The organism is Bradyrhizobium sp. CIR48 (genome assembly GCF_014198315.1).
Lineage (GTDB): Bacteria > Pseudomonadota > Alphaproteobacteria > Rhizobiales > Xanthobacteraceae > Bradyrhizobium.
In genome coordinates this window covers 274,887-296,289 of record NZ_JACIHG010000002.1, presented here as the reverse complement: position 1 = coordinate 296,289, position 21,403 = coordinate 274,887, and the positions used below count along the sequence as shown (strand labels likewise).

At 65.8% G+C, this 21,403-nt stretch carries 18 protein-coding genes; 15 read left to right on the top strand and 3 right to left on the bottom strand.

The window, feature by feature from the left end; translation table 11 throughout:
* Window positions 1–61: 61 nt before the first annotated feature.
* From GGD66_RS07750 to GGD66_RS07735, 4 genes are all read left to right on the top strand, one after another.
* Window positions 62–3,049 carry a M10 family metallopeptidase C-terminal domain-containing protein gene (locus GGD66_RS07750; RefSeq protein WP_183257310.1) on the top strand — a complete coding sequence of 996 codons (2,988 nt, stop codon included), beginning with the start codon at window positions 62–64 and terminating at the stop codon, window positions 3,047–3,049.
* Between the two features lie 489 nt (window positions 3,050–3,538).
* Window positions 3,539–4,384 carry a right-handed parallel beta-helix repeat-containing protein gene (locus tag GGD66_RS07745; RefSeq protein WP_183257309.1) on the top strand — a complete coding sequence of 282 codons (846 nt, stop codon included), beginning with the start codon at window positions 3,539–3,541 and terminating at the stop codon, window positions 4,382–4,384.
* Between the two features lie 64 nt (window positions 4,385–4,448).
* Window positions 4,449–5,297, top strand: coding sequence for a right-handed parallel beta-helix repeat-containing protein (locus GGD66_RS07740; RefSeq protein ID WP_246788790.1), 849 nt, complete (start codon window positions 4,449–4,451; stop codon window positions 5,295–5,297).
* Window positions 5,298–5,418: 121 nt separating this feature from the next.
* Entirely contained in the window at window positions 5,419–5,976 is a 558-nt protein-coding gene (locus GGD66_RS07735; protein WP_183257308.1) for a tetratricopeptide repeat protein, read from the top strand.
* A gap of 131 nt (window positions 5,977–6,107) precedes the next feature.
* Here GGD66_RS07735 and GGD66_RS07730 read toward each other — a convergent pair whose 3' ends face one another.
* Both GGD66_RS07730 and gspD read right to left on the bottom strand, forming a co-directional pair.
* Window positions 6,108–6,689, bottom strand: coding sequence for an A24 family peptidase (locus tag GGD66_RS07730; RefSeq protein ID WP_312014099.1), 582 nt, complete (start codon window positions 6,687–6,689; stop codon window positions 6,108–6,110).
* Window positions 6,690–6,707: 18 nt separating this feature from the next.
* Window positions 6,708–8,990 carry a type II secretion system secretin GspD gene (gspD, locus tag GGD66_RS07725; RefSeq protein WP_246788789.1) on the bottom strand — a complete coding sequence of 761 codons (2,283 nt, stop codon included), beginning with the start codon at window positions 8,988–8,990 and terminating at the stop codon, window positions 6,708–6,710.
* Window positions 8,991–9,230: 240 nt separating this feature from the next.
* Between gspD and GGD66_RS07720 the strand changes: the two genes are divergently transcribed.
* From GGD66_RS07720 to gspM, 9 genes are read left to right on the top strand one after another with little or no spacing between them, the layout of a single operon-like run.
* Window positions 9,231–10,919 carry an ATPase, T2SS/T4P/T4SS family gene (locus tag GGD66_RS07720; protein ID WP_210317765.1) on the top strand — a complete coding sequence of 563 codons (1,689 nt, stop codon included), beginning with the start codon at window positions 9,231–9,233 and terminating at the stop codon, window positions 10,917–10,919.
* A 3-nt stretch (window positions 10,920–10,922) separates the two neighbouring features.
* Entirely contained in the window at window positions 10,923–12,134 is a 1,212-nt protein-coding gene (locus GGD66_RS07715; RefSeq protein WP_183257305.1) for a type II secretion system F family protein, read from the top strand.
* A 22-nt stretch (window positions 12,135–12,156) separates the two neighbouring features.
* Entirely contained in the window at window positions 12,157–12,612 is a 456-nt protein-coding gene (gene gspG, locus GGD66_RS07710) for a type II secretion system major pseudopilin GspG (RefSeq protein ID WP_183257304.1), read from the top strand.
* Window positions 12,575–13,069, top strand: a complete 495-nt coding sequence (locus tag GGD66_RS07705) for a prepilin-type N-terminal cleavage/methylation domain-containing protein (RefSeq protein WP_183257303.1) — start codon at window positions 12,575–12,577, stop codon at window positions 13,067–13,069. Before gspG ends, GGD66_RS07705 begins: the two co-directional genes overlap by 38 nt.
* Window positions 13,047–13,442: a prepilin-type N-terminal cleavage/methylation domain-containing protein gene (locus GGD66_RS07700; RefSeq protein WP_183257302.1), complete on the top strand. Its 396-nt coding sequence runs from the start codon at window positions 13,047–13,049 to the stop codon at window positions 13,440–13,442. Before GGD66_RS07705 ends, GGD66_RS07700 begins: the two co-directional genes overlap by 23 nt.
* The gene (locus GGD66_RS07695) at window positions 13,439–14,158 is read left to right on the top strand and encodes a general secretion pathway protein GspJ (RefSeq protein ID WP_246788788.1); all 720 of its coding nucleotides are present in this window, start codon (window positions 13,439–13,441) and stop codon (window positions 14,156–14,158) included. Before GGD66_RS07700 ends, GGD66_RS07695 begins: the two co-directional genes overlap by 4 nt.
* On the top strand, window positions 14,155–15,069 hold the full coding sequence (locus GGD66_RS07690) for a type II secretion system protein GspK (protein WP_183257301.1): 915 nt from the start codon (window positions 14,155–14,157) through the stop codon (window positions 15,067–15,069). The genes GGD66_RS07695 and GGD66_RS07690 overlap by 4 nt, the downstream gene beginning before the upstream one ends.
* A gap of 1 nt (window position 15,070) precedes the next feature.
* Window positions 15,071–16,108: a PilN domain-containing protein gene (locus GGD66_RS07685; protein WP_183257300.1), complete on the top strand. Its 1,038-nt coding sequence runs from the start codon at window positions 15,071–15,073 to the stop codon at window positions 16,106–16,108.
* Window positions 16,105–16,686 (top strand): type II secretion system protein GspM, encoded by a 582-nt coding sequence (gspM, locus tag GGD66_RS07680; RefSeq protein WP_183257299.1) that lies wholly within the window; start codon window positions 16,105–16,107, stop codon window positions 16,684–16,686. Before GGD66_RS07685 ends, gspM begins: the two co-directional genes overlap by 4 nt.
* A gap of 77 nt (window positions 16,687–16,763) precedes the next feature.
* Here the strand turns inward: gspM and GGD66_RS07675 are convergent, their stop codons facing one another.
* Window positions 16,764–20,321, bottom strand: coding sequence for an autotransporter outer membrane beta-barrel domain-containing protein (locus GGD66_RS07675; RefSeq protein WP_246788787.1), 3,558 nt, complete (start codon window positions 20,319–20,321; stop codon window positions 16,764–16,766).
* Between GGD66_RS07675 and GGD66_RS07670 the strand changes: the two genes are divergently transcribed.
* Both GGD66_RS07670 and GGD66_RS07665 read left to right on the top strand, forming a co-directional pair.
* On the top strand, window positions 20,320–20,484 hold the full coding sequence (locus tag GGD66_RS07670; RefSeq protein ID WP_183257627.1) for a hypothetical protein: 165 nt from the start codon (window positions 20,320–20,322) through the stop codon (window positions 20,482–20,484). The genes GGD66_RS07675 and GGD66_RS07670 overlap by 2 nt on opposite strands.
* A gap of 224 nt (window positions 20,485–20,708) precedes the next feature.
* Window positions 20,709–21,386: a hypothetical protein gene (locus GGD66_RS07665; RefSeq protein WP_183257298.1), complete on the top strand. Its 678-nt coding sequence runs from the start codon at window positions 20,709–20,711 to the stop codon at window positions 21,384–21,386.
* Window positions 21,387–21,403 lie beyond the last annotated feature (17 nt).

The following is a 21,403-nucleotide window of genomic DNA, read 5'->3' as shown; positions in this document are numbered from 1 at the left end:
CAAGCTAGAATCATGTGCTTTCTTCCCGAATCGCACGCGACGCGTTGCTCTGGAGAGTCCATTGGCCACCGCTGTTAATGTCAGTGCCACCAACAACGCCGAGATCGACGGCCTGCTGTCCGGCTACAAATGGACCGGCACGATCACCTATAGTTTTCCTGACGCATCCAGCGACTACCCCAATCCCTATTACGGCGGCAGCAGCGAGCCGACCACTTCGGGCTTTGCCTCGGCGCCCACCCAGATCCAGGCGGCCATCAACTACGCGATCGGGCTGATCCTCAGCTACACCAATGCCGACATCCAGTACGCGGGCACGAACGGCGCCGACATCATGATCGCGCAGTCGCCGGCGGCCAATCCGACCGCCTACGCCTACTATCCCGGCAATTACGCGTCCGGCGGTGACGTCTGGTTCGGCACTCAATACAATTTCTCGCTGGCCAAGCTCGGCAATTATTACTTCACCACCGCGCTGCACGAGCTCGGCCATGCCTTCGGCCTCAAGCACAGCCAGGAGGCTGGCGGCCCCGGCAACGTCGCGGTGCCGAGCGCGCATGACGACAGCGAATACACCGTCATGAGCTATCGCAGCTATGTCGGCGCTTCGACCACGTCCGGCTACACCAACGAAGCGTACGGATATTCGCAGACCTACATGGCCAACGATATCCTCGCGCTGCAGACGATGTACGGTGCGGACTACACGACCCAGAGCGGCAGCACCGTCTACACCTGGAATCCGACCACGGGGCAGGAGTTCATCAACGGTGTCGGGCAGCTCGCGCCGGGCGGCGGCATTGGCGGCTCGGCCAACCGCATCTACGAGACGGTCTGGGACGGCGGCGGCGTCGATACCTACGACCTGTCGAACTACACGACCAACCTGAGCATCAATCTCAACCCCGGCGCCTCGTCGGTGTTCTCCTCGGTGCAACTGGCATATCTGGGCAACGGCCATTACGCGTCGGGCAACGTCTACAACGCCTATCTCTATAATGGCGACGCACGCTCCTACATCGACAACGCCATCGGCGGATCCGGCAACGACGCCATCGTCGGCAACGCCATCGCCAACACGCTGAACGGCGGCGGCGGCAACGACACGATCACCGGCGGGGCGGGCAACGACACCATCATCGGCGGCTCGGGCACCGACACCGCGGTGTATTCGGGCAGCCGGGCCAACTATCTGGTTTCGTACAATTCCGCGACGCAGACGTTCACGCTGGTCGACCAGCGCAGCGGCGTGCCCGACGGCACAGATACCGTCACCGGCGTCGAATATTTCCAGTTCGGGGGCGCCACGGTGGCCGCCTCCAGCCTCGTGCCGAGCGCGATCGAGACGTTCGGATCGACCAGCGTGGCCCTGACGAACGGCAACTATTACCTGAACAGCATCTCGACCGGCAGCGGACCCACGCTGAAATACGCCGGGTCTGTGGTGAATGCGGCCAATTACAGCACGTGGTCGGTGATCGGCGCCGAGCAGGTGTCGGGCGGTGGATACGACGTCGTCTGGAAGAACTCGGCAAATGCCCATTATTCGGTCTGGAGCACGGACAGCACCGGCAACTTCATCACGACTCTCGGCTCGGCCTCCGAGATGCTGGGGACGGACGCGGCTCTGAAAGGGCTGGAGCCGACGCTGCAGCAGGATCTCAATGGCGACGGCACGATCGGCTTGTCCGCCGTCACCATCCCCGGCGTCACGATCGAGGCGTTCGGGTCGACCGCGGCGGCTCTGTTTGGTGGCTACTATTATCTGGACGATATCTCGACCGGCAGCGGACCTACGCTGAAATATGCGGGCGCGGCTGTGATCGCTGCCAATTACGGCACCTGGTCGGTCGTCGGCGCCGAGCAGGTGTCGGGCGGCGGCTACGACGTGGTCTGGAAGAATTCGGCGAACGCCCACTACTCCGTCTGGAGCACGGACGCCAATGGCAACTTCCTGACCACACTTGCCGCGGCTCCTGAAGTGCTTGGCACCGATGCGTCGCTGCAGGCGTTGGAGCCGACGCTCCATCAGGACATCAACGGCGACGGCACGACTGGCGTCCCCGTTGCCCCCCTCGTCAGCAGCGGCACGATCGAAGCGCTGGGATCGACCAGCGTGGTCCTATCCGGTAGCACCTATTACCTGAACGACATCTCGACCGGCACCGGGCCCACCTTGAAATACGCTGGCTCCGTCGTGAATGCGGCCAATTACAGCACGTGGTCGGTGATCGGCGCCGAGCAAGTGTCGGGCGGTGGATACGACGTCGTCTGGAAGAACTCGGCAAATGCCCATTATTCGGTCTGGAGCACGGACAGCACCGGCAACTTCATCACGACTCTCGGGTCGGCTTCGGAGATGCTGGGGACCGACGCGTCTCTGAAAGGGCTGGAGCCGACGCTCCATCAGGATCTCAACGGTGACGGCACGATCGGTCTCCCCGCCGTCCCCGTCAGCGGTGTCACGATCGAGGCGTTCGGAGCGACCCGTGCGGTCTTGTCCAGCGGCAACTACTATCTGTACGACGCGGCCGGCACCGGCCCCACGCTGAAATACGCCGGGTCTGTGGTGAATGCGGCCAGTTATAGCACGTGGTCGGTGATCGGCGCCGAGCAGGTGTCAGGCGGCGGCTATGACGTGGTCTGGAAGAATTCGGCAAACGCCCACTATTCCGTCTGGAGCACCGACAGCAGCGGCAACTTCCTGACCACGCTCGCGGCGGCGCCCGAAGTGCTGGGGAATGATCCATCGCTGAAGGCGCTGGAGCCGACGCTTTACCAGGATCTCAATGGCGACGGTGCTATCGGCGCAGCGCCGCCCGCGACTGCGGGGCTTGGCACCTCCGGTGATGGCTTTGCGTTCAATTTCACTGAGGGCGGAATCTCAACGGCGGTCCCGTCCGAGTTGCCGGACGCCATGCCCGCGCCGGCCAGTACGCAGACTGCAGAGCAGTGGACTCAACCGGCGGGGAGCCACGACGCGGCTGTGATCGACATGCTAACCGAGTTCTTTCACAACCTGCACGAACATGGCTTTCTGCTGAGCTGACGGCACGCGTCGCGTCGAATCGACGCAGCACGGCGATCATTGCTGTCATGGCAGGCGGTCGCATTGCTATTCGTGTGAGATGCACCTCGTGTTTGCGATCGTTTCTGGCCTGACCGTCACCAGCGGCTTCCTTGGACGAGGTTGGCGACGCCGTAGGCGCGTTGATGGCGTGAAATTCCTCATAAAATGTACACGTCGAATTGAACCTTGCCTGTTCCGGCACGACCACTAGAAAGCTCGCCGTCTGTCGCGCAACAGTTGCGTGATGCGAAGTGGCAAGAAGCCTGCCTTCCGTTTTTCCCAATAGTGTTGCGTATCCAATCATTTGAACACAAAGGCCGTATTGCGAGCGCCGAAAGCGGCGGGGGGAAAGTTTCAACGAAATATCGACAATGATGCCGGAGGGCCGCGCGACGCGCAGGCTGCTGCGGCGAAGACTTGTGCATGGCAACAAGCTGGGATCCCAGCTCAATATCGGGAGAAAGAGAAATGCGTCGACTTGCACTCTTGGCTCTGATTGCAGGATTGTTCGTGCCGGTGATTGCATCGCCGGCTCATGCCCAGGCCACCAGAACGTGGGTGTCCGGCGTGGGCGATGACGCCAACCCCTGCAGCCGCACCGCCCCATGCAAGACCTTTCCCGGGGCGATCTCGAAGACGGCGGCGGGCGGCGAGATCAATTGTCTCGACTCCGGCGGTTTCGGCGTCGTGACCATCACCAAGGCGATCTCGATCTACTGCGAAGGGGTTGTCGGCGGCATCCTCGCAGCGGGTAGCTCCGGCGTCATCGTCAACGCCGCCGCGACCGATCACATCGTGCTGCGCGGCCTGGACATCGACGGATTCGGAACCGGCATCAAGGGCGTCAACATCCTCCAGGCGGCCTCGGTGGTCATCGAGCATTGCTTCATCAGGAACTTCAACAGCGCGGGCGGGGTCGGCGTCTTCGTCAACCCGTCGAATTTCAACTCGATGCTGATGATCCGCGACAGCGTGATCTCGCACAACGGCACCGCCGCCGACGGCGCCGGGATCAGCATCAATACAAACGGCGGCAGTTCGCGGAGCCTGATCATCAATACGGCCATCCACAAGAACTTCGTCGGGGTGAACGTGCAGGGATCGGCCAACGTCCAGATCAACAACACCAACATCTCGGAGAATCTGGGTACGGCTCTCGCCCTTACCGGCGGTGCGGGGGTGCGAATCGGCCGCTCGATGATCGTCAACAATCTGGGGGCGGCGACCTCCGGCAACGTGCTGTCTTATCTGGACAACCAGATCAACGGCAACAATCCGGATACGACGCCGGCGACCGCCGGCGGGTATCACTAGGTCCTTCGAAGCTTCTAGCCTGGCAACAACGTCAAGTTTTTCCGTTCAATTTTGGAGGTTCAATATGCGTCGTATTGCTCTATGGACTCTTGTCGCGGGATTCCTCTTGCCATTCGCCGTGTCGCAGCCGGCTCATGCCCAGGCGACCAGAACGTGGGTCTCTGGGGTCGGCGATGACGTCAATCCGTGCAGCCGCACCGCGCCGTGCAAGACCTTCGCCGGTGCGATTTCGAAGACCGCCGCGGGCGGCGAGATCAATTGCCTCGATTCCGCGGGCTTCGGCACGGTGACCATCACCAAGGCGATGACGATCTACTGCGAAGGTGTCGTCGGCAGCATCCTTGGGTCCGGCACCAACGGCGTCAACATCAACGCTGCGGCGACCGATCACATCGTGCTGCGCGGCCTCGACATCGAGGGGGCCGGCACCGGCGTCAAAGGCGTCAACATCCTCCAGGCGGCCTCGGTCGTCATCGAGCATTGCTTTATCAGGGACTTCAACGGCGCGTCGGGAACCGGCATCTTCTCCAATCCGTCGAATTTCAACTCGATGCTGATGATCCGCGACACCGTCATTTCGCACAACGGCACTGCGGCTGCTGGCGCGGGGATCAGCATTAACACCAATGGCGGCAGCACCCGCGTGCTGATCAACAACACGGCCATTCACAACAACTTCGTGGGCGTGAACGTGCAGGGATCGTCCAACGTCCAGGTCAACAACAGCAACATCTCCGAGAATCTGAGCACCGCCTTGGCTCTCAGCGGCACTGCGGGAGCCCGGATCGGCCGCTCGGTGATCGTCAACAATCTCGGCGCAGCCACCACCGGCAACGTGCTGTCCTATCTGGACAACCAGATCAACGGCAACAATCCGGACACGACGCCGGCTACGGCTGGCGGGTATCACTAGGCCCACCCAATCGACGAGCTCCGGGCGCGATGCGCCCGGAGCTTTTTTGTGTCTGGCACCGCTATGGATTTCGGGATGCCTGCAGACTAGTCTGGCTACATATGCAGGGAGCGCGGGCGGCATGAAGACCCTCGACGGCCAGAATCCGGGGTTTTGCCGTGCGGCGCCGCAGGCGCGCGGTTTTTGGCGACGGGCGGGGTGTGGTTGTGCCGCCATCCTGTTGGGGCTGGCCTTCGCAATCCCGGCCCATGCCCAATCGTTCCGTCAGGGCGTCTCCGCTTTCCATCGTCAGGACTATGTCACGGCATCCCGCATCTTCATTCCGCTCGCCGAGCGGGGCAACGCGGCTGCACAGTCCTATCTCGGTTTCCTGTTCGAGACCGGCCGCGGCGTGCCGCAGAACTACACGGAAGCCGCGATGTGGTACCGGCGCGCGGCGGAGCAGGGCGACAGCCGCGCTCAATATTCGCTGGGGCTGCTCTACGACCGCGGCCAGGGCGTGCCGCAGGATATCGTCGAAGCCTCCAAATGGCTCAATCTGTCCACGGCCGCCGCACCTCCGCCGGCGCGCGAGGCGCGGGCCAGGATTCGCGATGCCGTCACCACGAAGATGACGCGCGGAGAGATCGCGCAGGCCCGCCTGCGCGCGCTGGAATGGGCGCCGAGTCGCGAGCACTGACCGCCACGTAAACTCCGCAAGGCGCGTGCCGTCAGGTAAGTCATTGATAACGCTGCCCCCGTCTACTGTGCATGGGGTTGTTTTCGCGTTTTGATGTGGAGCAGGACCCGCAATGGTCCCGATCCTCGCCTTCAGCCCGGCCAGCCGCCGAGCCAGTTCGTGTACCAGGTCTCGCCCAGCCAACCGATCCAGATCGCCGGCGCCAGGAACAGCCCGAAGGGCAGGAAGGCCGTGGCGCGCAGCGGCTTCCGTCGCAGGGCCGCGCTGACGACATAGGCGCCGATCGCGAGCAACGCCGCAAGCTCGATCACCGCGACCACGGTCGCAAGGTCGAGCCAGGCGCCACCGACCGCAGCGAGCTTGACGTCGCCGAGCCCCAGCCCGTCGCGGCCGCGCCAGCGGCGGTAGAGCACCATCAGCATCAGCAGCGGCAGCCCCGTGGCTGCGGCGCGGGTCAGCGGCCAGAGCAGTGCCTCCGCGCCGATATCGGGCACGAACGCGCCGGCACGGAGCAGCCCGAGCGCGAAGGCGGCGCCCGTCAGCTCGTTCGGAATGCGGTAGTGGCGCGCATCGTTCGCCGCGACCGCAAGCATCAGGGCGGCCAGGAACGCGCCGTACAGGCCTTCGGCGCCCGGGGCAGTGACGAGGCTTGCGAACACGCTGAGCAGCAGGGCGATGGCGAGCGCGAGCGCAGGGCCCGTCGCGACCTTCACCGCCTGATCCGTCACGCCCTAGCGCGCCGCCTTGGGCGGGTTCACGGTGACTACGGGATTGCTGGTGCCGACCAGGCGGCTGTTCATCTTGCTGCGCATTTCCTCCGCAATGACGTGCGCATCGACGCCGTCCTTGATGACGGTCGGGCGGATGAACAGGATCAGCTCGGTGCGGGCGCGCGTAGTGCCCTGGTGCGAGAAGGCATCGCCGACGCCGGGAAGGGAATCGAGAATCGGAATGCCCTGGCGTTGCTTGTTCTCGGTCTCGCTGATCAGGCCGGCGAGCAGCACGGTCTGGCCGCTCGTCACCGCGATCGAGCTCTTGACCCGGCGCTGCGAGATCGTCGGCGTCAGCGAGCCGGTGCTGCCGGCCGCGACGCTCGAGATCTCCTGCTCGATGTCGAGCACGACATTGCCGTTGGCGTTGGCGCGCGGGAGCACGCGCAGGATGATGCCGGTGTTCTTGTAGTCGATGGTGTTGACGACGGTGTTGTTCGCGGTCAGCACGGTCGCGGTGCCGGTCGAGAACGGCACCTGGTCGCCGACCTGCAAGGTCGCCGGCTGGTTGTCCAGCACGACCAGCGACGGGTTGGACAGCACCTTGACGGTGGTGACGTTGTGGAGCGCATCGAGCACCACGCGCGGGGAGTTTTCCGCGCCGATCAGAAAGTTGAAGCCGGGCAGGGCACGGCCGAGCAGCGCGCCGGCGGCGGCGTTGACCGCGCCGGTCTGCTGCTCGATGTTGCTGCCGACCGAGGCGCTGTTGCTGACGCCGCCGATGACGTTGGAGACCGAGCCGTGCTTGCTGGCGATGAAGAACTGGACGCCGTAGTTCAATGCGTCGTTCAGCGTGACTTCGGCAATCGTCGCCTCGATCGCGATCTGGCGCTGCGGCCGGTCGATTTGCCGGATCGTCTGCTCGACGACGCGCTGCGATTCCGCGTTGGCATAGACCAGCACCGCGTTGTTGGTGACGTCCGCCGTGATCCGCACGTTCTGAAGGATGGCATTGTTGACGGGTTTTGCGCCGGTGCCGAGCAGCGAGCCGGAGCCGTTGTCCTGGCCGGGTACGCCGGCCGCCGCCGGGGCGGGGCGCGCGGCCAGCGACGAGCCGGGAGCGCCGGTGACCGGGGTTGCGGCGCCCGCGGCGGCAGTCGGAAGTGCGCTGAGCGAGGCGATCGGATTGGTCCCGGACGATGACGTCGCGATGCCCGAGCCGGGCGAGATCTGGCCCGCGGAATTGTCGAGCGAGGAGCTGCTGGTCGCGCTCTGGCTGAACAGGATCTCATTCAGCAGCGCCACCACGGCCTTGGAGTTGCCGTAGCGCAGCGGATAGGATTTCAGGTTCACGCCGTCGGTGTCGGAGCGGTCGAGCCGCGCGATCCATGTCTGCGCGCGCTTGAGGTATTCGGGCTTCTGGCTGACGACTAGTATCGAGTTGAGCCGGCCGATCGGCTGGAATTTCACCACGTTCTGGCCCAGGCCGCCTTCGCCTGAATCCATGATCTTTTCGATCTCGGCAATAAGCGGCTCCGGCGTCGAGTTCCGCACGGGGAAGATGCCGACCGATTGCCCGCGCATCCAGTCGGCGTCGAAGGAGAGAATGGTGTCGACCGCGGTCGCCCGGTCGGTGCCGCTGCCGCTGACGAGGAGCGTGTTGCGGGCGCTGTCGGGACGCATGGTCTGGGCCTTCACGCCGAAGGCATCGAGCAGCTTGAAGATATTCTGTGCCGAGACGTAGCGCAGCGGCACCACGGTGACGCCCTGGCCGGCGGCGGCGTTCAACGAGCGGTCGACGCCGCCCGGACCGGCCTCCGGCGCCGGCAGCAGGCGATAGCCGGTGCGGTCACGGACCAGCGCGACACCGGACATGCGTAGCGCGTTCTCCAGCACGTAGAGCGCATCCGCCTTGGGCACCGGCCGCACCGAGGCCAGGGTCACGGTTCCCTGTACCCGCGGGTCGATCGTGTAGCCGACATTGAGTACATCACCAAGGATGACCTTGGCGACGCTGGCGACCGGCGCGTTCTCGAAATTGAGGTCGTAGCCGCTGCCGCCGGCATCGTCGCGCTCGGCCAGCGTGCCGCCTTGCGGCGTTGCACCATCGCTGAGATAGATCGCCGGCTTCGATGATCTTGCCTGCGCAATGCCGCTGGCGCCTGCATCCGCAGGTTGACGCGGCTGGAGATCGAGAGAGCGGACCTTGTCGGCGATATCCTGGGCGCGCGGGTCCTTTGGATCGGCTTCGATCGACTGGTCGGCGGTCACGATGCAGGCGCCGAGCACGAAGGCGGACGACAATAGCAGGAGCGTTCCAGACAACGCTGAGCGAAGGCGCAAAAGCGGTTGGACCACCTTAAACAAAATACGCCTGCCAACGCTGGAAGTGACTGAAAATTGCGTCCGATCCCCCTTGGTTCGGACGCGCAATAATTTGCGCCACGATTATGTTTTTGCTAATAAATAAGTCAAGGGCAAAGGGCGCTCCATGTCCCGTCGAGGTTGTTGCATTCAGGTAACAAGGTCAATGCTGTGAATGCGATGCGCGACCGCTCCGCAGATAGCTTCCGACAGCACCTCCTGGAAAAATACTCATTGCCGCCGCGGGCGCATGCCCATGTCGACAAATCGGCCAACCCCGCGCTCACGCGTCCCTTGCGTGAATTGTGGGAGGCCACCGATCTCTCCGCGGCCGAATTCGCAGATGAAGTCTCCGACCATTTTGGTCTGCCGCGGCTGAGCCTTCCGCAACTGCTCGCGGCCACGCCTTGCCTCGACGGCTTCTCGCGCCGCTTCCTGCGTGAATCCACCATCTTTCCCTTCAGTGCGCCCAACGATGTTTTCCGGCTGGCTGTCGCCGACCCCTCCGACACGGCGGCCATTCGCGCCGCCGAAATCGTGTTCGGAGCACCGGTCGATGTCGTCGTCGCCTCATACGAGGATATTACCACCGTCCTCGATCAACGGGCCGATGCCGACGATGCAAATGCCGATCGAAGCGGCAGGAGCGTTGCGCAGCAGTCCGACGACGACATCGAGAGCCTGCGCGATCTCGCCAGCGGCGCGCCGGTGGTGCGCGCGCTCAACGATCTCCTGGAGCGCGCGGTCGACTTGCGTGCCAGCGACATCCACGTGGAGCCGTTCCGTGCCGGTCTTACGGTACGCATGCGCGTCGACGGCCTGTTGCGCGCGCTGCCGTCGCCGCACGGCATTCCGCCGCAGGCGCTGATCTCGCGCATCAAAATTCTCGCCAGCCTCAACATCGCCGAGCGGCGCCTGCCGCAGGACGGCGCGGCCCGCGTGCGGGTCGGGCGCAGCGAGATCGACGTTCGCGTCGCGACCATGCCGACACAGCACGGCGAGAGCGCCGTCATCCGCCTCTTGCCGCGCGACCGTGGCCTCCTTGAGATGAGCAAGCTCGGTCTCGCCGCGCGCGACGAAAGCGTGATGACGCGGCTGCTCGCGATGCCGCACGGCATGATCGTGGTCACGGGACCGACCGGCAGCGGCAAGACCACGACGCTCGCGACCATGCTGTCGATCCTGAACGAGCCGACGCGCAAGATCCTCACCATCGAGGATCCGGTGGAATACGAGATTCCCGGCATCAACCAGTCCCAGGTCAAACCGTCGATCGGGCTGACATTCGCCTCGGCCATGCGCGCCTTCGTCCGCCAGGACCCCGACGTGATCATGGTCGGCGAGGTCCGCGACGCCGAGACCGCGCATATCGCGATCCACGCGGCACTCACCGGCCATCTCGTTCTGACGACGCTGCACACCGAGACCGCCGCGGCCGCCGTGCCGCGCCTGATCGACCTCGGCATCGAGGGCTTCCTGCTGAAGTCGACGCTGCGCGCGGTGGTGGCGCAGCGCCTGGTGCGCGTGCTGTGCGATCGCTGCAAGGTCCCGCATGCGCTGACCGAGGCGGATCTCGCCGAGGACCCGCGCTTTGCGGTGATCGGCTTCAAGTGCGGCGAGGTCGTGCACGAGGCCGGCGGCTGCGAACGCTGCGGCGGCACCGGGTATCGCGGCCGCAACGGCGTGTTCGAGATCCTCGAAATGTCCGACGAGGTGCGCGCGCTGATCGGCCCGCAGACCGACTCCCATTCGATCGACGCCGCGGCGATGCGGGGTGGCATGACGACGATGCTGGAGGATGCGGTGGCCAAATGCCGGGCGGGGCTTACCACCGTGCCCGAGGTCTTCCGCGTCACGACGGTGCGCTAACGCATGCCGAACTATCGCTACCGCGCGCTCAACGCCAACGGCGAACTGGTCTCCGGCGCCATCGCAGCGCCCGCGCCCGGCGACGTCGCGCAGCGGATCGAGCGGCTCGGTCTCGTGCTGGTCGACAACGTCACGCCGGAAGAGGGCGGCTCGGCGGGCCGTGTGTTCAGCCTCTTCAACAGGCCGAAGCCCGAAGACGTCACCATCTTCACCCGCGACCTCGCGCTGCTGTTGCGCGCCGGCGCCCGCATCAACGACGGATTGGAGCTGCTCGCGGCCGATCCCGATTTCGGCCGGCTGCGTCCGGTCGTTGCGGACATTCGTTCGCGCGTCGTCGCGGGCGAGAGCTTTGCCGAAGCGCTGGCGCGGCATGAGGGGCTGTTCCCGCCGATGTATGTCGCGCTGGTGCGGGTCGGCGAGGCCTCGGGATCGCTGGACCAGGTGCTGGAGGTGCTGGCCGGCGAGCGCACCCGCAGCGAGGCGTTGCGACGGCGGCTGTCGGATGCAATCCGCTATCCCCTGTTCGTGCTGGGCGCGGCGGGCTGCGTGCTGTTGTTCTTCCTCACCTTCGTGCTGCCGCAGTTCGCATCCGTGTTGCAGGATTTCGGCGCCAAGATCGATCCCGTCGTCGGCGTCTTCCTGAACATCTCCACCTTCCTGCGCGGCAATTCCGATGCGGTGCTGGCTGGTCTTGCGGCCACTATCGGGGTGGCGTGGCTCCTGCTCCGGCAAGAGCGCGTTCGCCGCGCCGTCGCCAATGCGATCACGCGGCTGCCGGCAATCCGCAACGTGATGAGCGCGTACCGGACGGCACTGTTCTGCCGCAATCTCGGCCTGCTGCTCGGCAGCGGCGTCAATCTCACCATCACGCTGCGAATCCTCGTCGACATGATGGCGACCACAGGCCCGTCCGCGGTCTGGAGCGATGCCGCCGACCGCGTTCGCCATGGCTCGAAGCTGTCCGACGCGCTGGCCGAGACCGAGGCGCTGCCCGCCATGGCGGTGCGCATGCTCAGGCTCGGCGACGAGACCGGGCAATTGCCGATGCTGTCGGGCCGAGTCGCTGAATTCTACGAGGCCAAATTGCAGCGCACGCTGGATCGCGCCGTCGGCATCGCGGGCCCGGCGGCGATCATCGCGATCTCGCTGGTCGTCGGCGGCCTGATCACGTCGGTGATGACGGCACTGATGTCGGTGAGCCAGATTGTCGGTTGAATTGATAGTTGGAGGATTTGAGGTGACGAAACATCGATCGTCAAAACGGGGCCGTCGGCGCGCGGGCCGCGGGGAGGCGGGCTTCACCCTGGTCGAGATGCTGGTCGTCATCACCATCATCGGGATGATCATGGCGTTGGTCGGCCCGCGGGTGCTGAACTATCTCAGCGAGTCCAAGGCCAAGGCGGCGAAGATCCAGATCGAGAGCTTCTCCAGCGCGCTCGATCTCTACTTTCTCGATCTCGGCCGCTATCCCACGTCAAACGAAGGCCTCTCCGCGCTGACCCGCAACTCCAACCAGGCCGGCTGGAATGGGCCCTATTTGCGCGGCGGCGTGGTGCCGAGCGATCCTTGGGGTCACATCTACGTCTATCGCGCGCCGGGCGCGAGCTCGCCTTATGAGATCATCTCGCTGGGATCCGACGGTCAGGAAGGCGGCAGTGGAACGGCGGCCGACATTGTCAGCGGCGCGCGCTGAGGGCATTGGCGAGACGCGCGGCTTTGCGCTGATCGAGATCCTGTGCGTGCTCGCGATCATCGGCCTGCTCGCGGCCATCATCCTGCCGGCTGTCCCGCGCACGACGACGCGGGCCAGGCTGGAGAGCTATGCGGTCGAGACCGCGGCGCTGCTGAAATCCGACCGCAACGCGGCGCTGCGCCGGCAAACCAGGGTGGCAACCCAGGTGGATGCGGAGGCGCGTGCGATCCGTTCCGGCGTCACCGGGCGGACCATCCGCTTGCCCGGCGACGTGGTGGTGCAGGCGATGCTGGCCTCGCGCTGTGCCGACCGGGCCGCGGGGCGGTCGATCGATTTCTTTCCATCGGGCATGTCGTGCGGCGGGGTGATCGCGCTGGCGCGGCCCGGCATGGGATATGAGGTGCGCGTCAACTGGCTGACTGGAGGCGTGGAGATTGTCCCGCAGAAGCTGCTCTGATAGCGCCGGCTTCACCCTGATCGAAGCGCTGGTCGCGCTCGCGATCATCGCGGTTGTGCTGGGGACGATCGGCTCCGTCATCGCCACGACGGCAAAGGGCACGCGCGCGATCGACCAGCGTCTGGCACTCGCCGGTACCGCCGAGACCCTGCTTGCGGACCTGCCGGCGCGTTCCTTGCTGAAGCCCGGCCGGCGCAGCGGCGATCTCGCCGGCAGCCGCTGGCGGGTCGACGTTGCGCCAATGAACGTGCCAGGCGGCGATCCCGCCAGCGATCGCTTCGTGCCGTTGGCCGTCAATCTGCGCCTTCAGCGCGCCGACGGCCGCGCCATCCAGGTCACGACGGTGAAGCTGGTGCCGAGGGCTTCGCAATGAAAAGCCTGGCAATGAAGCGGCTGCGCCGCGCATTGGCCGATGAGGCCGGCTTCACCCTGCTCGAAGTGTTGCTCGCAACCCTGCTGATGACCGTCATCCTGGCAGCGCTGGCGACCGTGACGGCGCAATGGCTGCCGAACTGGAATCGCGGCATCGCTCGCGTGCAGCGAGCCGAGCGTCTCGCAACCGGGCTCGACCGCATCGTCGCCGATCTGTCCGTTGCCGAGCAGATTACAGTGAATGGCGATGCCAGGGTGCCGCTGTTCGACGGCGCCGAATTGTCGGTCACCTTCCTGCGCACGGCCATCGGTCCGAGCACGCGTCCGGGCCTCGAATTCGTCCGCCTGATCGAAAAGGCCGACGCGCAGGGACTCGCGCTGGTGCGCGAGCGCGCGCCGTTCCAACCGATGCCGACCGACGGACAGATCCGCTTCGTCGATCAGGTCGTGCTGATCCGGGCGCCGTTCCGCGTGAGCTTCGCTTATGCCGGACCGGACGGTCAGTGGCAGCCGATTTGGCGCGGGCAGGCGCAGCTGCCAGACCGCATCCGTATCACCGTGCGCGACAGCGGGACCGGGCAGGTGCTCGCGGTCTCGGGCGCGGTAGTCCCGCACATCACGGCGCCGGCCGAATGCGCGCGGGCCAAGAATCCGGCGACTTGCGTCACGGCCCGCACTCGGCCGCAGCAGGCGGAGAAACAGGAGCAGCAGCTGTGAGCGGCGCAAGGCGCGACCAGGCTACGCTTGCCGACGGCCGCGGCTTCATCGTCGTCGCGGTGCTCTGGATGCTGGCGGCGCTGGCGGCGTTGGCGCTGATCTACCTGACCTACGTTACCAACACGGCGGTCACGGTCGCCGTGAATGCCGACAGGGTGCAGGCCGATGCGCTGGTGAACGCGGGGATCGAACTTGCGGCCTACCGTCTGACCGCGCAGAACGAGGCGACGCGTCCGACCAGCGGCACGTTCAATGCCCGCGTCGGAGCCGGTCGGGTGAGCGTGACGTTCCGCTCGGAGGCTGCGCGCGTCGATCTCAACATGGCGCCGAAGCCGCTGCTGTCGGGCCTGATGACGGCGCTCGGTGTGTCCGCCACGGATGCGCCCGTCTATGCCGACCGGATCCTCGCCTGGCGCTCGTCGACGGAGCCCGGCCAGGACAATCCGGAGGATTCCTACTATCGCACGCTCGGCGCGCCCTATCTGCCGCGCCACGCGCCGTTTCCGCACAGCGAGGAGCTCTGGCTGGTGCGCGGCATTCCGGCCGCGGTCGTGGAACGTGTGCTGCCCTTCGTCACCGTGTTCAGCAACATGCGGGCGGTGAACGTGCTCGACGCCGCGCCGCAGGTGGTGGCGGCGCTGCCGGGCATGACGCCCGGGATGCTGCAACAGGTGCTGCGCGACCGCGCCGACCCGAACGTCGATTCCCGTGCCCTGGTCGGGCTTGCCGGCGGCACCAATGCGACGGTCGAGGGCTCGAAGGCGTACCGGCTGACGGTCGCGGTCGAGCTGCCGTCGCATCGGCGGAGCTCGGCCGAGATCGTCATCCTGCTTCTCGAAAGCGGCGATGAGCCGTATCGTGTATTGTCGTGGCACAACGCCGTCGACGGCTCCGCCGGAAAGCCTCTGTGAGATGAGCTCGCTCGATTCCCTTCGCGCCATTCTCGATGCCTGGACCGGCACCGTGGCCACTACGCTCGTGCGCGCCCTGGAGCGGACCGTGTCGCCGCGGGTGGTGCGGCTGGTCGAAAGCGAGACCGGTGCGTTCGCGCTGGAGGCGGCGAAGGCGGAGAACGCCCCGAAGGAGATCGCGTTCGCGGACGGCAAGTTCACAGGCGCCAATCTCGCGCAGATCGTCCGCGGCAGCCGCGTCGAGATCGTGCTGCGGTCCTCGCGCTTCCTGTTTCGTCCGCTGGAGCTGCCGGCGCGCGCGGCCGATTTCCTGGACGGTATCGTGCGGGCGCAGATCGACCGGCTGACGCCGTGGAACGCGAGCGAAGCCGTGTTCGGCTGCCGCGCCCCGGCGCCGCATGGCAGCGACAGCATCACGACCGAGATCGCCGCGGCGCCGCGCAAGGTGGCGATGAGCTATGTCGAGGCCGTGGCGTCCTTCCATCCGTCGGCGGTCGCGATCGCGACGGAGGCGACTGCGGGCGGACGCATCAAGGTGTTCGAGCAGAGATCGCGCGGCGCGGTCGACCCGGCGCGGCTGAGCCGGGCGCTGCAGGCGGTGCTGGCTCTCACCGCCGTCGCCGCCGTGGCCGGATCGGTCGCGGCAAGCTATCTGGCCGACAGCCTCAGCGCGCAGGAGAGGGAGCTCGAACGGCAGATCACCCAGCGCCGCGCCGCGCTCCGCGGCAGCGACGGCGGCGAGCGCTCGCCGCTCGCACTGCTCGAACGCCGCAAATACGAGACGCCGGCCAGCGTAATCGTGCTGGAAACGCTGAGCCGGGTATTGCCGGACCACACCTATGTCACCGAGCTGCATCTGGCGGGCAACAAAGTACAGATCGGCGGCATCACCCGCGATGCGCCCTCGCTGATCCCCTTGATCGAGCAGTCGCAGCATTTCACCCGCGCGACCTTCTACGCCCCGACCACGCGCAACTCCTCCGATCCCGGTGAGCGCTTCCACATCGAGGCGCAGATCGAGCCGAGGAACGTGCCATGAGCAGCGCAAAGGCCGCTGGCAACAATGCGATTGCGCGGGCGCTCGCGAGCTCGCCGCTGATCGCGGTCACGCTCTATGTGGCGGTTGCCGGCGCGCTGTTGCTGACGGCGGGGCTGTCGATCGCTGAAATTCTCGCCCATCGCCAGGCGCTGGCGCAGACCTCCGACCTGCTCGACCAGTTTCGCGGCCGCAAGGGCGGCACCAAGAACGCCGCGGCGGCGATGGCCGAGCATCCCGGTACGCCCTTCCTGGAGGGACCAACCGTGACGGTCGCCGGCGCCAATCTGCTGCAGCGCGTTGCCGCTGCGGTCGGCAATGTCGGCGGCCAGGTTCAGTCCTCGCAGGTCGATGTGTCCGGCGCGCAAGCGAAGGACGGCTTCGTCGGCCTCGTCGTGAGCTGCGAGCTCGAGCAGCCGGCGCTCCAGAGGCTGCTCTACGATCTCGAGGCCGGCATGCCGTTCCTGTTCGTCGATCAGCTCGACGTCCAGGTGCCGCAGACCACGGCGCTGAGCGACGCCGGCACAGGGCGCGTTAGGGTGATCCTGGGCGTTTCGGGCCAGTGGCAGGCGGGGAAGTAGGACGCTAGGCTTTCGTTTAGACGCGTTTTCTTCACACGAACCGGTATCCACTTCGCTCGAAAACGCTCTGGATCAACTCACCAGGAGTACTTGAACACGCCCTTGCCGGAATAGCTGGTGAGGTTGCCGGAGAATTCGCCGTCGAAGGTGCCGGCGATCGAGAAGCCGCTCAGCCATTTCATCTCGGCGCTGCCGCTGACGAGCGCGGAGTCGGCATCGACCCTGGCGCCGTTCACGACGAAGCTGGTGCCCGGCAGGGTCTGGAACAGCGCGGTGACGGCGCGGCCCGGATTGTAGTCGTGCGCCCAGGCGGCGCGGCCACGCAGCGTCAGCACGCCGTTCTGCATCGCATACGATTTGTCGGTGCGCAGGCCGAGCTCGGAGCGGGTGTCGGTCAGCGATTGCGAAGCGTAGTTCAGCGCGAACAGCCCGCCGCCATTGAGGCTGACTTCGGAATAGTTCGGCAGGTTGAAGTTCGTCACCTGCGCCGCAGCGTAGGGCGTGATGCCGATCAGCGGCGTCGTGAAGCGATAGCCGCCCTCGAAGCGGGCCGAGAACGTGTCGGCCTTGAAGCGGCCCTGGAGCTGGTCGAAGCCGCTCGGCGCTACGGTGCGGTTGGTGGTGACGTCATGCCAGCCATAGGCGAGTGCAGCCGAGATGTAGGCCGGTCCGAAATTGTGCCGGCCATAGACGCCGGCCTGGAATAGGTCGGCCGAGCCCGAGCCCATCGCATTGGCGAGCGAGTAGTTCAGTCCGCCGCCGCCGAGCGCAAAGCCGACCAGCGTGTCGACCGAGACCCGATAGTCCGCGCCGGCCGCGCCGCCCCAGACCCGTGCCGTCAGATCCTGCGAGCCGACTGTGGCATTGCCGCCGACCTCGGCCGAGCCGCCATACCCCGCCGTCCAGACGCTCCAGCGACTGCTCGGCTGCGAGGACAGCAGCGGCGCCTTGGTCGCCATCGCATAAGCCTCGCGCTCGCGCGCGGTGGCCGGCCGCATCGACGCATAAGAGGCTGTGTTATCGCTCTCGGCAAACTGGGCGACGCTGCCCGCCTTGGCGAAGCCGCCCGAGCGCCCCACGACGGTCGGGTCGAGCATCAGGTTCAGGAACTGGCTGTCGGCATTGATTGCGGACTGGATGATGCCGGTGCCGAGCTCGCCCGAGGCGGTGGTCAGCCCCGCCGGTGACAGCGCGGCGAAGGCCGCGGGAATGCCGCCGGTGGTGTTGAAGAAATTGGTCAGCGTGTTCGCGACGTTCTGCTGGTTGACGTTGAGCCCGCCGCCTTGCGCGAAATTGACGTTGACGTTGAGGAACACGTTGTTGGTGTTGTAGCTCAGCGTCGCGTTGAGCGTCGGCATGTTCGACAAAACGGTCGGATTGAAGGTGCTGCCGAACAGGGTGCCGGCCGCAGTCAGGATCGTGTACTGCTTCTTGACCGTCCCCGAGGTGAAGTTCGCACGCACGGTCGCGCCGCCGAGGTCGGTCGCGCCCGTGACCTGGGTGAGGCTGGCGTTGGTCGAGGAGACCTGCACCAGATAGGTCGAGGCCGCGGTAAAGGTCAGCGATCCGCTGATCGTCATCGGGCCGAACGGGCTCGCCGCGCTGCCGGGCGCCAGCGTACCGCCATTGACCGCGACGCCGGCGATCGTGCCGCTGCCGGCGAGGGTGCCGCCGGCGTTGACGGTGACCGGGCTATTCAGGATCGAGCCGTTCACCACCAGCGTGCCACCGTTCACGGCGGTAGCGCCCGTGTAGGTGTTGGCGCCGGTAAGCGTCTGCGTGCCGCCGGCGAGCGTGAGGCCGCCGCCCGCGGCGCCATCGTCGATGACGCCGGCGAAGGTGCCGTTGCCGTTCGTGATCGTCAGTGTGTTGGCGCTGAGACTGACGTTGCCCGAGCCTGACAGCGACTTGATTGAGGTGCCGGTGCTCAACGCTGAGATGTCGAAGATGCCGTTGGCGATGACATTGCTCGAGGTCGCGATGCGGCCGTCGCTGCCGCCGCTGTTGACGAGAGCCAGCTCGCTGCCGCTCGCGATCGTCGTGGTGCCCGTATAGGTGTTGACGCCGTAGAGCTGCTGTACAGCTCCATTCGCAATCACGAGGTTGCCGCCGGTGCCACCACCGATGCCGCCATCCTGGATCACGCCGCCAAAGGAGTTGCCGACCGTGACGGTCAGCGTCTTCGATCCAAGCGCAACGACTCCGTTGGCGCCGAATGAGAAGAGCTGGGTGACTGATGCGCCCGACGTGGTCTGGGAAATATCGAAGGTCGCGCCTGCGCCGGCAAATCCAATGTAGAGCGAATTCGCGATCGAGCCACTGCCTTTCAGCGCCAGCGTCGCACCCGCGTCGATTTGCGTGGGACCGCTATAGGTATTTGCGCCAGACAGCGTCTGCGTTCCACCGAAAAGCTCGAGCCCACCGGTGCCCTGGATCACGCCTGCGAACTCGGTCGAGCCGTTGGTGATCACCAGCCCGTTGGTGCCCATGTTGACGAGGCCGGAAGAGCTGCCGGCGAGCGTCGTGATGGCGTTGAACGGAACCGCGGACGCGGAGATGTCGAACGTCGCGTCCACTGTGACGACGCTGGATGACGAGATGCTGCCAAAGCCCGAGATCGCGAGCGTTCCGGCCGAGATCGTGGTTGCGCCGGTATAGGTGTTGGTGCCGGCCAGCGTCAGCGTGCCGGTGCCGACCTTGGTCAGGCCGCCGGTGCCGGAGATGATGCCGTCGACCTGGGTCGAGGTATTGAGGCTGCCGGTGGTGAGCGTGTTGGCGCCGAGAACATAATTGCCGGCGCCCTCGATCGAGCCGGCCGTTGTTCCGCCGCTGGTCAGGCCTGAGATGTCGACGGTGCCGCCGGCATTGGTGATGAACTTGGCGCTGCCGCCGCTAGACGTGCCCGAGAAGTTCGTCGTCGCGCCGTTGTTGGTGGTGATCGTGGCGCTGCCTGCGGTGGCGGAGCCGTCGAAATTCACCGTTCCGTCGTTGATGATGGACGAGGTGGCGGCTGTGGTGGTGTTGTGGAAGTTCAGCACCCCGCCTGCGCCGTTGTTGATCGTCGCGGTGCTGGCCGAGGCGTTGGTGAAGAAATCGATCTGACCGGTGGCGTTGTTGGTGATCTGGGCGCCGCCGGCAGAGGCCGAATCCTCGAACGTGACGAAGCCGCTGTTGGCGAGACTTGCCGTTCCCGCCGTGCTGTCCTGGATGAAGTTGACGTTGCCGCCGACATCGTTCGTGATCGTCACGGCCCCGGCGCCGCCGCTCGCGGTGCTGCTGTTCTGGAACACCAGATTGTTGCCGGAGGTGACCTGAAAGGTCTGGGTATTGACCGTATCGTTGTTGATGATGCCCGTGGCGTTGACGATGAACGGGTTGCCGATCGTGAATGTATAAGCCTGCGAGGTGTTCGCGAACTGGATCGTGCCGATGCTGACGACACCGTTGTTGTTGTCGACCGCCGTGCTTCCGGTGTTGGTGAAGGTTGCGGTCTCGTCGGGTACGCTCGGATTGGAGGACCAGTTGGTCGGATCCGTCCAGTCGGAGGAGCCGCCGGTCCATGTGCCGTCCACGGCGTGCGCGGCGACGACGCCGAGCGCCGTGGTGGCGAGGAGCGTGGCCAGCGAGTGGCGCATGACGGATCGCAGCCCGTATCCGATCCTCCCACCTGCCATTCTCGGTCCAGCCATCCGCTCGTCTCAAATCAGCAAAGAAATCATCGCAAACATGCAACCGGAGCGCGTGCCGAGGCCCGGCGCCCATGCCATGATCTCATGGCGCCGCAATGGCCTGCAATGAACGGATATCCATTTGCGCCGACTTCCTCCCTGTTCCGCTTTGCAATTTCGGCCATCGTGGCCATCGGGCAACATATTCATGCATTGCAACAGGTGCGGGGCAGATTGGGCCTGCGCGTCGGGTTGGGCGGGACGGCGTGGGTTGATGACGCCGCCGATCGGAACTAGTTTGGCGCGGATGCCTCGCCGTCGCGTGGCGCGGCCGGTGGTCGCAGGGGAATGTCGATGTCCAGGTGGCTGAGGCCGACAGGATTGGCCGCGCTGTGCATGGTTCTGGGCATGGCCGGGACCATGGCGGCCACCTCATCGCGCGTGGATGTCTTGTCGGACGACGCGGTGGGCAATCCTGCTGAAAGTGTCGATGTCGGGACGATGAAGCCGATCGCGCGGCCCGCGCAGCAGGCGCCAGGCAAGCCCATTCCTCGCGGCAATCCGCTGTGGTCGGTGCCGCTCTCGGCGCTGACCGCAACCCAGGAACGCCCGATCTTCTCGGCCATGCGCCGGCCGCCGCCGCGCGCTGTCGCCGCATCACCGGTCGAGGAAAGTCCGGCGCCGCCGCCCAAGCCGGTCGAGGCGCCGCCGCCGTTGTCGCTGGTCGGGGCCGTGGTGGGCGAGGGCGATGCGATCGCAATTCTCGTTAACCGCACCGATCAGAAGGTCGTGCGTCTGCGGCAGGGCGAATCGCTCGCAGGTTGGTCGCTAACGTCGGTGCAGCCGCGCGAGGTGACGTTCAAGCAGGGTGAGCGCAGCGAGGTGCTGGTGCTCCAGCGGCTGGAAGCCGCCGCTCCGCCGCCGCCTGCGGAGGCCGGGGGCAAGCTGATGATGCCGGGCCCGTCCGATCCGTCCTTCTCCCCCTTCGTGCCGCGTTCGACGCCGAAGAACGGCGAGTCGGATGGGCTCTGAGCGCTTGTGGGCGCGCG